Here is a 12,734-nt window from a genome sequence, read left to right on the forward strand (position 1 = left end):
TCTTCCCTTAGCTGTAAGGCGGGAAAAGTGAAAGAGTTTTACTATTTCGATTTTTTCTTAGGAAGCAGGGCAATAGAAGAAAGTACGTTTATCTTAAAGTGGGCGATTAAAAATCAAAGAAAATATGATGGGGAGTGATTTGAGTTTAACCAATAAATTCAAGCGGTGAAAAATGCGGCTTAAGGTTTTCGTGCTGAATTTCGTATTTTATAGTAAACCCATTTCAAAAGAAGGAGCAGGAAGGAAACACATTTGGTGGAATACGGTGTTAAGGTATCAGACTAAAATTCTACGCATGAGTTTAAATACAGAGAACAAAAAAAACGCCATTGCTTTTTATAAAATGGCGTATTTAGGCGAGCCCAGAAAGGCTGTGGAACGCTTTGTGGGAGCGGAATACATTCAGCATAATCCGGATGTGCAAAATGGGCCTGAAGGTTTTATTGCCTATTTTGAAAGAATGCAAAAAGAGTATCCGGATAAGTCCATTGAGTTTGTTCGGTCTGTTGCTGAGGGGAATATGGTGGCTCTGCATACCCATCAGCAATGGCCGGATGGAGAAGAATATGTAACGATGGATTTTTTTCGCTTTGATGAAGAAGGCAAGATTTGCGAGCATTGGGATTCCATTCAAAAGATACCCAAGGAATCGGCCAACCCCAATACCATGTATTAGCATATAAGAAAGAGCTCATCGCTCTTTTTTTTGTGCCTGAGCTTTTAAGGTATTTTTGTGGAGAGAAACAAGTGTAAATTTTCAATTCATCACCTTTGAGGTAATTTATAAAAATATATATAGGATAGCATTGGCTTATATTATTAGTTTACCCCAAATTATGATCCCCTAAAGAGGAGTAAATTTTAATTGGGAAAAGATCTATCCATGATTAGGAACGTGTTTAAAAGCCAAAATTCGTATCAAAAACTTGGAATATTGCAGGAGTGATATCCGATTATTTTGAGAGAATAGCATCTCTAATTGTTGAGGAATTATCCAAAATCACTTCCAATAATTAGAATTTACAGCCGGCTGGCGTGCTTTTAAACTCGCTCTGAATCCGTTAATTATGTTTTTTTAAAGATGCAGCTAATAATTTATTCATCGCCTAGGTATTTAAAGTTCTGAAAATCAGTAAGTTGAAAATATGTTTAATGCGCTTGTTTTAAAAAAAAATAATTTTTTAAGGGTCCAAAGGAACATTTGTATAATGTAGATGTTTGAGACATTAACATAGCTAATTTATGCTCAACTAATTTTTTATTGGATGAAAAGGCTATTGGATGAATATTTTAATGGGCTCAGCACACCCTATTCTTGGGGTGTCCTGTTGTAGTCCACAATTTTTTTTAAGCTTAAGCATTCCCATTTGTTTTTAGGGGCTTCTTAAGCGGTTTATTTTTTGGGTTATTCCCTACTGATGAAGGTAGAGCATTTTTTGGCGAAGGAGTGATTAATATTGAATTAGCATTTAATACCCAACAAAATGTCAACGGTAACGACCAAAACTACGAACAGAACAAAATCCACTCAGGAGAATGGACTACAATCCGCCATCGATTTGGCCTGGGCCTATATCGAATTTGACGCCGACGGCACCATTCTAAAGGCGAATGATAATTTTTTAAAGGCATTGGGTTATGCCAGATTGGACGAAATCAAGGGGAAGCATCATCGAATATTTTGTGAAGAGCATTATGCGCAATCCGCCGAATATCAGCAGTTTTGGGTAGATTTGGCTGCGGGAAAAGTAAATGCGGGCGAGTTTAGAAGGATTAGGAAGGATGGAAGTGAGGTTTGGATTAACGCCTCCTATGCCCCGATAAAAGATACGACGGGTAAAGTAAAAAAAGTAGTAAAGTTGGCTTCCGAAATCACCGATATGGTGAAAGATCGGATTTTTTCACGAGGGATTCAACATGCTGTGGATACCGGGATGGCGATGATTGAGTTTGACACGGAAGGCAACATTTTGAACGCCAATGAGAATTTTTTGAGGACAGTAGGTTATTCACTAGCTGAAATTCAAGGACAGCACCATAAAATATTTTGCCCGGAAAATGTGGTGACCTCTGAAGAATATGCCCGTTTTTGGCCGGAATTGGCATCAGGACAATTGAAGGTAGGAGAATTTTTGCGAAAGGATAAAAGTGGACAGGATATCTGGCTGCAGGCCAGTTATACCCCCGTTCGTGATGATAGCGGTAGCGTGCAAAAAATTATTAAACTGGCGTCTGACATTACCAAAGAAAAATATGAATCCAATAAATTACTGGAGAATGTTCGGGCGCAAGAGGAGGAATTAAGACAAAATTTAGAGGAAATTCAGGCTACTCAGGAAGAGGTGGAGCGGGGGAGTCAGCGTATTAAACGGACGCTGGATCAGGCCATAGACGCAATCATTTCTATAAATTCCCGTAAAGAAATCACCTTTTTTAATCCGGCAGCAGTAAAGATGTTTGGTTATCGGGAAGAAGAAGTGTTGGGGCAAAATGTGAAAATGATTGTTCCTCTAAAACATCGCGGCAATCATGATGACTATGTGGAGAATAATGTCAGTACGGGCGAAAATAAGGTGGTAGGGATTGGCCGGGATATGGAAATGGAGCGGAAAGATGGTAGTAAATTTTGGGGGAATTTGGCTTTGAGCCGGGTAGAGGTTGGAGGAGAAGTGGAGTTCACGGCTTTTATTAAAGATATCACGCAGGAAAGAGCAAATATTCTGAAAGCCAGAAGCATCGAAGCTGCGGTAAATGCCGGCTGGGCTTCAATCGAATTTGAACCCGATGGTACCATATTAACGGCTAATGATAACTTTTTAAAAGGCCTGGGTTATCATGATCTTCGGGAAATTCAGGGACAACACCATCGTATTTTTTGTACTCCTGAATATGCCAATAGTCCGGAATATGCTGCCTTTTGGCCATCTTTGGCCAGTGGCCAGCAAAACTCGGGGGAATTTTTAAGACTGAAAAAAGATGGCTCAGAAATTTGGATTAACGCCTCTTACACACCGGTGAGAGATGACGAGGGCAAAGTTTTTAAGGTTATAAAGATTGCCACGGAGGTGACTGAAATGGTGAATAGCCGCACGCAGGCCAGTGCGGTGAAATCCGCGGTAGATACGGGTTGGGCTTCGATTGAATTTAAGCCTGATGGTACCATTATTTCTGCCAATGATAATTTTGTGGCCACTTTGGGGTATCACAGTGTAGAGGAAATCGTTGGAAAACATCATCGAATCTTCTGTGACAAGCATTATGTCAATTCAGAGGAGTATCGAAATATGTGGCGAGATCTGGCAGATGGGCAGGTAAAGGCAGGGGAATTCGAACGTTTTACCAAAAGCGGTGAGCAGATTTGGATCAATGCCTCTTATACGCCCGTCAAAGATGCCAATGGAAAGGTATTTAAGGTCATTAAAATAGCTAATGATATCACCGATCAGAAAACCGTGATCACGGCTATTCAGGAAGTCGTGAAAGTAGCCGGGGAGCAGGGTGACCTTTCCGCAAGGGTACAGGTACCCACTGCACAGGGAGATTATAAAGTCCTGGCCGATTCCATGAATCAGTTGATGGACAATATTGTTAGACCCTTTAATGAAATTCGGGATCTGGTCGTGGCCATGTCCAATGGAGATTTATCCAAATCCTTTGCACTTGCGGTGGATGGAGACTTCAAAGAAATGGGTATCGCCTTTAATGAGGCGCTGATTAATTTGAATACACTCATTCAGCAGATCAATGAGTCAGCCAATTTAGTGGTTACTTCTTCTAAGGAAATGTCAGGTAAAGGAGAGCAGATGAAAGGCTCTACGCAGGAAATGGCTTCCGCTATACAGCAGATGGCAGAAGGGGTGCAGGATCAGGCCCAACAAATTGATCAGGCCAGTTCTCTGATTGAGAAGATATTGACCAATGCCAAAGATACCGCGCTGAAAGCAGATGTTATTAACAAGTCAGCGGAAGAGGGACAGCGGAATAGTAAAGAGGGCGTATCGACCATTGAGGCGGTAGTGGAAAATATGAAAGAAATTCAGTCCTCCGCTTCTGTGACTTCTGAATCCATCAAAGTTTTGGATAAACGCTCTGAAGAAATAGCAAGAACGCTTAATGTGATAACGGATATTGCTTCTCAAACCAATTTGCTGGCTTTAAATGCGGCGATAGAAGCTGCACGGGCGGGTGAGGCTGGCCGAGGGTTTGCGGTGGTCGCGGAGGAGATTCGGAAGTTAGCGGAGGATTCCAGAAAGTCGGCGCAGGATATTGAAAAGGTGATTTCGGAAGTTCAAAACGATATTAATCAAGCTTCCAAATCTATTGAAGGGATGGAAGTTTCTGTAAAAAATGGAAATAAAGCCGGGGGAGAGGCAGAGGCCGTTTTCCGTAAGATTGATCAGGCAAGTGTGGAGACTTTGAGCCTTTCTAAGCAGATTTTAGAATCTGCCGCAGTGCAGGAGGAGGCCATTAATGGCACGGTGAAGAATATTGAGAAGGTGGTCGTGGTATCTGAGGAAACAGCTTCAGGAACCGAACAAATAGCCTCTTCCTCTCAGGAATTGAATCAGGGAATGGATGAAGTGTCCGCCACCAGTTCCGATCTCGCAGATGTGGCCTATCAATTATTGGAGGGAGTTTCTAAATTTAAATTGCGTCAGTCATGAGTAGTCAGCAGGAAGCCTTATCCTCCTCTTTGGAAGAACTGAAGAAGGAGGCTTCCTCTCCGCAAAAAGAGGGGAAACAAAATAGCGGGGAGCGTTCTCAACTGATTGTTTTTAAATTGGCTGGAGAGGAATATGCCCTTCCGATTGATCAGGTAAAGGAAGTGGTATTAACCCCTCGCCTGGCGCACGTCCCCCATACGCCACCTTATATTTTGGGAGCCGCTAACATTCGCGGATCCGTGATTGCCATTATGGATTTGGAACATAAATTTCAGTTGAGTGACAGGATTGTGGATGTTAAGGTGCAGGAGCATTATTCCCTGGTCATTGAGAATGAGAAATTTAAAGTAGGGGTTTTGGTGAAAGAAGTTCCAAATACCTTATCGATTGAAGCAGAGGATATCGATGACTCCAAGGAGGTGTTGCAGTTTTCCAGCTTGAAAGAAGAATGTGTTCGAGGTATCGCAAAAGTAGGTGATCGGATGATCATTTTGCTGGATATCATCGCCATGTTGGAAATCGATGATGCCTCGAATGCTGGGATTTAAAATTGGAATTCAAGAAAGACAAAATTCGTATCGAAAATTTGATTATTGCAAAGGCGATACCCGATTATTTTGAGAGAATAGCTGCGCTATTGTTGATAAATTATCCAGAATCGCTTCTAATAATTCGAATTTGCAGCCGGATGGTGCGCTTTTATAGACGCTCCTAGCTGCTAGGCAGGAAAAGGGAAGGAATAGATGCCTATTTCGAGTTTTTTCCAAGGATGCAGGGGAATGAGCAGAAAGCAATCATCCCCAAATTGGGGCTATTAACCAATCAGTAATCGTAATCTTATTAATATGAAAATAAATCACTTAAGTCGAATCACTTTATTTAGCGGTGAATAATTCGGCTTAAATCAATATTGACCAAATAAATTATTATGTCAAAATCTGTATTGATAGTTGATGATTCCATGTACATGCGATCATTAATCAGTGATGCTTTAGAATCGGCAGGTTACACCATTGTCGGTCAAGCTGAAAATGGAGAAAAGGCCATTGATCTGGCCATGGAGCTTAAGCCGGAATTAATCACCCTGGACAATATCCTCCCGGATATGATAGGGATTGATATTTTACGTGTTTTAAAAAGCGAAGAAAATCTGGATGCGAAGGTGATTATGATCAGTGCGGTGGGGCAGGAGTCTGTGATTCAGGAAGGCTTGAGCCTTGGAGCAACAGATTATATCGTCAAACCATTTACGGCAGAAGGGATTGTTTCCTCTGCTGCTAAAGCATTTGAGTAATTGATGAAAGATAAAGAACAGGCGTATCTGGAAATGTTTCAGGCTGAAGCGCATGAACAGTATGAGGAATTGAACCGTCTGTTTACGGCACTGGAAGCGAATGCTCAGGATCAGGAAGCCATAGATGCCATTTTCCGAATAACGCATACGCTGAAAGGAAATGCAATGGGACTTGGGGTGCAGGGAGTGGCTGAATTGGCTCACATTATGGAAGATATTTTCGGGGAAATAAAGAAAGACCGGCTTTCAATTTCTACGGAATTATTTTCTAACCTTTACCGTGGTCTGGATAAGTTGGGGCAATTGATTAATGCCATGAACAGTGAGGAGCAGGTGAGCTATAAAGGAATTAGGACCAAGCTCCAGGTAGCTTTCAATAAATTGATGGGGGAAAAAGTAGCGGTCTCCGGTTCGTCACAAACTAATGAAAAGCCAGTAAGTCCTTCAAAGGAAGAGGCCGAAGAAGAGATTTCTTCGGAAAAGGAAACCAATGAACAGGAACAAGTTCCTGCAATATCAGCCAGCGGGGAGCAGGAACATTTTTCAACGCCATTGCAGGAGGAAGCAGAAACTGTCTCGAATATTTCCTTTTCTGACTTTGTGAATGTGCCCATCAAAAAATTAGATGGTTTAATTAACCTGGTGGGTGAATTACTGATCGAAAAGGACAGCTTAGCGGCGAGTCAAATGGCCCAAGATCAGGGTGGAAATGATCTGGCACTCCTGCACCGCATTACCTCTGATCTTCAATATGGTATTATGGGCATTCGGCTGGTGCAGGTCGGTTTTATGTTCAATAAATTTCATAGGATTATTCGGGATGTAGCCAATATTGAACATAAAGAAGTCAATTTGATATTGGAGGGCACAGAAATCGAGATTGATCGCAATATTTTGAAAATTCTTAGTGACTCCATGGTGCATTTGGTTCGAAATGCGGTAAGTCATGGGATTGAAGAGCCGGAAACCCGGGCGAAAGCCGGAAAATCCCCTAAGGGGAATGTGACCCTCCGGGCTTTTAATGAAAAAGATACGGTATTCATTGAAGTGATAGACGACGGGAAAGGAATTGATGAAAATCTGATTGTTCAAAAAGCGATTGAACGAAAGTTGGTTTCCCGCGATGATGCTAAAAATTTGACTAAAGAAGAAAAATTGCAGTTCATCTTTGAAGCCGGTTTTTCCAATGCCGAAAAAGTAACAGAAGTTTCTGGTCGGGGAGTGGGGATGGATGTGGTCAAAAAAGCAACGGAGTCTATAGGCGGCAGAGTGGTGGTGAAGTCAGAAGTGGGGAAAGGGTCCGTGATGCAATTGGCCTTACCCTCTTCCATGGCCTTGAAAGGGGCTTTGCTTTTTCAGATGGGGAAACAAGAGTATGCCGTGCCTTTGTCTTATACGGAGGCGGTGATTTCCTTATATCGTAAAGATATTCATAAGATTAGTAAGGGTTTGATTTCCCACTATTTGGAAAAACCCATGTTTGTATTTTTTCTCCAGGATCTTTTTGATTACGGACAAATGCTGGATCCTCATTTTGATTTTCATCAGTCCTTTGATCTTTTGAAAGCGGATCAAAAAATTGAGGTCCTGGTTATTTCCTATGAAGGGACTTATCTGGGCTTTATCGTGGATAAGCTTTTACAGCAAAAAGAAATTGTAGAGAAAACCCTTTCTAAGCCTCTGGATGAGGTGCCATTTTTTAGTGGGGCGACCATTCTGGGAAATGGGCAAGTGTGTTTGGTATTGGATATTCCCAATATTATTCGAAAAGTATTAAGAAATAAACGACGAGGACAAGAGCATGAATTTATCTCAAATAGAGTTTGATGTTGCCCGGGAGGTGATCAATATCGGTTTAGCCAAAGCTGCAGATGCCCTATCCATGTTCGTGGGGGAGCAGGTGATTTTGCGTGGTTTTGATCTTTCCATTGAGCAAATTTCCGCAGATCTACCCATCAGTAAAAAGGAGGGCAGGGAAATCACCATTCTGACCACCGAATTGAGGGGAGAGATGAAGGGGGTTTGCTTCTTTATTTTGAATAAAAAGGAACGACATAAATTTTTAAAACAGACCCTACCTGATACGATCTCTCCAGAGTCTGATGAATATTATGCCATGGGCAAAGCCTTTTTATTGGAACTGGACAACATCATTTCAGCTTCTGTTGTAACCCAGCTCTCCAATTTGTTGAAGCTTAATATCCATGGATATGTACCCGAGCATAAAGTAGTCGGTAAGGAAAACCTTAATCCTTATTTGAATGAAAAAATCGGCCTTTTTTCCCATTTGCTATATTTTCGGGTAAGCATGACCCTTCGAAAGAGCGAGGTGTCTCCTGAGTTTATTTGGTGTCTGGACGAAAAGTATTTGCAAAGTATTGTCCGTTTCATTGAGCAGCCCGGGAATGACCGAATCATGCATAGGCTTCAGTCCTCGGTAAAACCCCGTCCACAGGAGGCGGATCACTATCAAAGCCCGCTAAATATTGTATTAGTGGATGATTCCGTAGTGGCTTTGGAGATGTTTAAAAAGCTGGTAGTCAGTACTGGGCATGAGGTGGTGGCGACCTATCCTTCCGGAGATGATTTTATCGCTGATTTGGATAATGTCAATAGAATGGCGGATTTAATTATCATGGATATCAATTTGAAGGGCTCCATAAATGGTATTCAGGCGATGTCTCTTTATAGGGAAAAATTTGAGACACCCTTCATGTATATTACGGCGCATAATCATCTGGATATTTTTAAAATCGCTAAGAGAACCTTGCCTTGGGCTTTTTTGTCTAAACCGGTTCAAATCAATTTTTTGAGGAATCAGTTAGAGCTTTTTCAATATAATTATAAGGCAGGCCGGAGAAAGGATGATGCACAGGCCGAGCAATTGAAGCGCTTGGAAGCAGAAAATGCCTCTTTGAGGAAGAAAAACGAGCTGCTGGAAATTGGAATGGAAGAGCTAAGTTCTACTAATCAACATTTGATTTCGGCTACCTTTCGCGAAAGGGAAATGAAGGAGGAACTGGCGAACTTATTAAAATTACTCGAAGAAACGAAGTCCACCCTCGAGGTTCAAAATTCCAAGATAAAAGAAAGTATACAATACAGTTATAATATTCAACAGGCATTGAATACTAATTCGGCTCATTTTAAAACTATGTTCCCCTCTTCCTTCATTTATTATCAGCCAAAAGATGTGGTGAGTGGAGATTTTCCCTGGTCCCTACAAATGGAGGAATATCACTATTTCGCTGCCGTAGACTGTACAGGTCATGGGGTGCCGGGTGCTATGTTGGCCATCATGTCCAATGTGATTTTGAAATATTTATGTACGGATGTTACCCATTCTACAGATCAGATTCTCAATGATTTGCATGCGCATATTGTCCATAATTTGAAGCAGGAATCGGAGGATATCCGCATTAATGATGGGCTTGATATTGCACTTTGCCGATTGAATACTAAAACTCACCATTTACAATTTAGCGGAGCACATTTGCCCCTTTTTTTACAAAGGGAGGGCAAGATTGAAATCATCAGGGGGGATAAAATGCCCATAGGAGGAACACAATATAAGAATCGTACTTCCTTTACAGCACACGATATTGATTTAGAAGCAGGGGATCGGGTTTTCATTTTTTCTGATGGACTTTTGGACCAATTTGGAGAAGAGAGTAATCGTAAGTTCGGCAGGAAGAGGACTATTGAAAAATTGGAGCAATATGCCGGAGAAAGCATGGGAGTAGTAGAGCAAAAGTTTATTGCAGATTGGAGTGCCTGGAAGGGAGATTCAAAACAAATAGATGATGTTTTACTGATCGGAGTGGAATATGGTAAAGCCTAAAATAAATATTCTGATTGTTGATGACTCCAGCATAATGCGGCATTTGATCGCCCATGTTTTAGAGGAAAACGAAGATTTTCTGGTGGTTGGAACCGCCAATAACGGCAAGGAGGCGATTTCCCAAAATCGGCAACTGCGACCGGATGTGGTATTGATGGACATGAATATGGGAGATTATGATGGGCCCTTTGCCGTGGATCAAATTATGCAGAGTCCCTGGCCGGTTCCGATTATCATTTTGTCTGCATTAGGAAATTCGGATATGGGACCTATTTTGGGTGCTTTGGAAAGTGGAGCCTATGATTATGTGAATAAATCACCTAGCCATAACTCTGATATCAAGGCCATAAAAGTTCCTTTGTTTGAGAAGATTTATGCGGCCAAGGAGACCGATATAGCCACCTTGCTTGGAAACAAGGACCAAAAAAGAAATACAGCACCACATACTTTTGATCAATTTCTGGCTTATGAGGTGATTTTGTTGGGAGCTTCTACCGGCGGTCCATCGGCGGTGGAATCATTTATTTCCCGCGTGCCGGAAAATCTTCCATTGCCGGTAATTATTACCCAGCATATGCCAGCCTCCTTCGTGCCTTCCTTTGCAGCCAGACTGAACGAGATGAATAATAAAGAGGTGGTTTTGGCCTCCTCAGGGACCAGCTTAGAAAAAGGGAAAATTTACCTGTTACCCGGTGGGCATAATACGGTATTGCGCAAAATAGGGTCAGAGATTAAGTTTCGTAGGAGTAGGAGAAAGTTTAAAGCTTTTAATGATCCCTCCATTGATGGTCTTTTTGAATCAGCGGTGAATATTTTTGGGGCTAAGTGCATTGGGGTTTTGATGACCGGTATGGGGCGAGATGGGGCAGAGGGGATGTTGAAAGTGAAAAATGCAGGCGGTTTAACCATTGCCCAAAGTAAAGAAACCTGTGTGGTCTATGGAATGCCCAAAGCTGCGAATTTAGCAGGGGCGGTACAGTATAATATTAAATTAAGGGAAATTCCCTCTTTTGTCATTAGCGCTATTTCATAATGAGTATAGATACAAAAGATAAGATCTCGGATGAGGAAATTAAATCCTTGGCTACGGCCATAAAAACGCGTTATGGAATTGATTTTACTAATTATGAATTGAAATCCCTGAAGCGGGGTTTTGGCCGTTTGATTAGTAAACATCAAATGAACTCCTTATTGGATCTTTGGGCAGCAGTTTTAAGGGATAAGGCCTTTTTCCTGGCCTGTATTGATGATTTGACCGTTAACCTCACTGAAATGTTCCGTAATCCGGAGGTCTGGGTTTTTCTTAGAGCTACTTTAAGAGACCACTTCCAAAAAGATCAGACTATATCGATTTGGCATGCAGGCTGTTCGACGGGAGAGGAAGTTTACTCGATGCTGTATGTAATTCAAAGCTTAATGTTCGGTTATAAGACCAGGGTAATAGCGACAGATTTAAGCAAAAATGCCCTGAATTTGGCCAGGGCGGGCCGATATTTTGGGCCGCCAGCAAAGAAATATCAGGCCAATTTTGACAAGACCTTTCCCGGGGAAAGATGGGATAACATTATGCAGGAGATGGAGGAAGGTTTCATGGTCAAAGATCGATTAAGAAAAGGTATTGATTTTCGGGAGCATAATTTGGTGAAGGATGCTTTTCCGGAACAGTTGGACATTATTTTTTGTCGGAATGTGATGATTTATTTTGATGGAGCATTAAAAAAGCGGGTGATGATGAATTTTTATAAAGCATTAAAGCCTCATGGTTTATTAGTGGTAGGTTACTATGATATGATGCCGGATGGTTTTCAGGAATTTTTCAGTGTGTATGATAATAAGACCAAGATTTATATCAAGGTCTAAGAGCGTGTTTAAAGCCAAAATTCGCAGCGAAAATTTCATTATTGTAGAAGCGGTACCCGATTATTTTGAGAGAATAGCAACGCTATTGTTGAGCAATTATTCAAAATCGCTTTCAATAATTCGAATTTGCTGCCGGATGGAGCGCTTTTAAATATGCTTTAATTGCTTATGATGTGTCAGGGAAACGATCGGGCATGATATTGCCCGGTGTTTCTACTGAGTAGTTAAGCTGATTTTTTTTAAGAGTGTGTTAAAAGCTGAAATATGCATTCGGCTGGTGTGCTTTTGAACATGCTCTAATGCTTAATTTCTCGTTTAGCTGCATGGCAAAAGGTGTGAAAAATGGGAGAATAGTGCCCTAATTCGAGGTTTTCAACGAAGTAGCGGAAAGTGAAAGCAGCAAGCCTCTCTCAATTTATCCCCTTGTAAAATCAGTAAAACTATTCGCAAAAGGACAGGGTAGCGAGCTGTAATGTAACTTTTTAAACCTAGGAGCCTGTCGGATTTATACCATTTTATTCTATTAGTCGAAATATTATTTGGTTTCTCTATTTTCAATTGAAGAAAATATATTCCAATTCCCGAAATATAGCCTTTAGAGCTAGTTTGACTTCAATGCACAATTAATGACCAAAATAATATTTTGTGAATTTTGTGAAGTCAATAATAATCCGACAGGCTCCTAGCGGTGATTCCGCCCCATAAATAGTCGGACTTAATTTTTTTTTTACAATATTTGAAATCCGATGAAAAGAGTAACACGAACCAAGGAAGAGAAGCTAGCTATTCTAAAAGAATGCGAGGAAAGAGGAGTAGAAGAAACTCTAAGTAAGTATGGAGTTTATCCAGCCACCTATAAAAATTGGGTGAAAAAATATGAAACCATGGGAGAGGCAGGTTTCACTCGCGGGATGACTATACCTCAATTAAAGGAGATAAAGCGTCTTGAGAAAGAGAATGCCCTATTAAAGGAAATCATCGCTGAAAAGGAGCTTGAATCCAAAATGAAGGATGAGCTGCTAAAAAAGAAATATCCTCAGACGAAAGGGCGGAAATAGCACGAAAATACACTGGT

General features: G+C 41.2%; 9 protein-coding genes. All 9 read left to right on the forward strand.

The window, feature by feature from the left end; genetic code table 11:
* Positions 1–295 precede the first annotated feature (295 nt).
* The 9 genes from AAA970_RS21485 (at position 296) to AAA970_RS21525 (ending at position 12,717) form a co-directional block, all read left to right on the forward strand.
* Positions 296–676: a nuclear transport factor 2 family protein gene (locus AAA970_RS21485; RefSeq protein ID WP_338238937.1), complete on the forward strand. Its 381-nt coding sequence runs from the start codon at positions 296–298 to the stop codon at positions 674–676.
* Positions 677–1,484: 808 nt separating this feature from the next.
* Positions 1,485–4,664, forward strand: coding sequence for a PAS domain S-box protein (locus AAA970_RS21490; RefSeq protein ID WP_338238938.1), 3,180 nt, complete (start codon positions 1,485–1,487; stop codon positions 4,662–4,664).
* On the forward strand, positions 4,661–5,212 hold the full coding sequence (locus AAA970_RS21495; protein WP_338238939.1) for a chemotaxis protein CheW: 552 nt from the start codon (positions 4,661–4,663) through the stop codon (positions 5,210–5,212). The genes AAA970_RS21490 and AAA970_RS21495 overlap by 4 nt, the downstream gene beginning before the upstream one ends.
* 380 nt (positions 5,213–5,592) lie before the next feature.
* Positions 5,593–5,958 (forward strand): response regulator, encoded by a 366-nt coding sequence (locus AAA970_RS21500; RefSeq protein ID WP_060689051.1) that lies wholly within the window; start codon positions 5,593–5,595, stop codon positions 5,956–5,958.
* A gap of 3 nt (positions 5,959–5,961) precedes the next feature.
* Complete coding sequence (locus AAA970_RS21505) at positions 5,962–7,785, forward strand: chemotaxis protein CheA (protein WP_338238940.1); 1,824 nt, start codon at positions 5,962–5,964, stop codon at positions 7,783–7,785.
* On the forward strand, positions 7,760–9,799 hold the full coding sequence (locus AAA970_RS21510; protein WP_338238941.1) for a SpoIIE family protein phosphatase: 2,040 nt from the start codon (positions 7,760–7,762) through the stop codon (positions 9,797–9,799). Before AAA970_RS21505 ends, AAA970_RS21510 begins: the two co-directional genes overlap by 26 nt.
* Positions 9,786–10,832: a chemotaxis-specific protein-glutamate methyltransferase CheB gene (cheB, locus tag AAA970_RS21515; protein WP_338238943.1), complete on the forward strand. Its 1,047-nt coding sequence runs from the start codon at positions 9,786–9,788 to the stop codon at positions 10,830–10,832. The genes AAA970_RS21510 and cheB overlap by 14 nt, the downstream gene beginning before the upstream one ends.
* Positions 10,832–11,659 (forward strand): CheR family methyltransferase, encoded by an 828-nt coding sequence (locus AAA970_RS21520; protein ID WP_338238944.1) that lies wholly within the window; start codon positions 10,832–10,834, stop codon positions 11,657–11,659. Before cheB ends, AAA970_RS21520 begins: the two co-directional genes overlap by 1 nt.
* Positions 11,660–12,405: 746 nt before the next feature.
* Positions 12,406–12,717, forward strand: a complete 312-nt coding sequence (locus AAA970_RS21525) for a transposase (RefSeq protein WP_053404356.1) — start codon at positions 12,406–12,408, stop codon at positions 12,715–12,717.
* Positions 12,718–12,734: the final 17 nt, after the last annotated feature.

The sequence above is a fragment of the Persicobacter diffluens genome, assembly GCF_036244895.1.
GTDB classification, from domain to species: domain Bacteria; phylum Bacteroidota; class Bacteroidia; order Cytophagales; family Cyclobacteriaceae; genus Persicobacter; species Persicobacter diffluens.

What these genes read in the sequence shown, in the direction of transcription:
- AAA970_RS21500 (WP_060689051.1), top strand. Translation starts at nt 5,593, where the DNA reads ATGTCAAAATCTGTATTGATAGTTGATGATTCCATGTACATGCGATCA.
- AAA970_RS21525 (WP_053404356.1), top strand. Translation starts at nt 12,406, where the DNA reads ATGAAAAGAGTAACACGAACCAAGGAAGAGAAGCTAGCTATTCTAAAA.
- AAA970_RS21510 (WP_338238941.1), top strand. Translation starts at nt 7,760, where the DNA reads ATGAATTTATCTCAAATAGAGTTTGATGTTGCCCGGGAGGTGATCAAT.
- AAA970_RS21505 (WP_338238940.1), top strand. Translation starts at nt 5,962, where the DNA reads ATGAAAGATAAAGAACAGGCGTATCTGGAAATGTTTCAGGCTGAAGCG.
- AAA970_RS21520 (WP_338238944.1), top strand. Translation starts at nt 10,832, where the DNA reads ATGAGTATAGATACAAAAGATAAGATCTCGGATGAGGAAATTAAATCC.
- AAA970_RS21485 (WP_338238937.1), top strand. Translation starts at nt 296, where the DNA reads ATGAGTTTAAATACAGAGAACAAAAAAAACGCCATTGCTTTTTATAAA.
- AAA970_RS21490 (WP_338238938.1), top strand. Translation starts at nt 1,485, where the DNA reads ATGTCAACGGTAACGACCAAAACTACGAACAGAACAAAATCCACTCAG.
- cheB (WP_338238943.1), top strand. Translation starts at nt 9,786, where the DNA reads ATGGTAAAGCCTAAAATAAATATTCTGATTGTTGATGACTCCAGCATA.
- AAA970_RS21495 (WP_338238939.1), top strand. Translation starts at nt 4,661, where the DNA reads ATGAGTAGTCAGCAGGAAGCCTTATCCTCCTCTTTGGAAGAACTGAAG.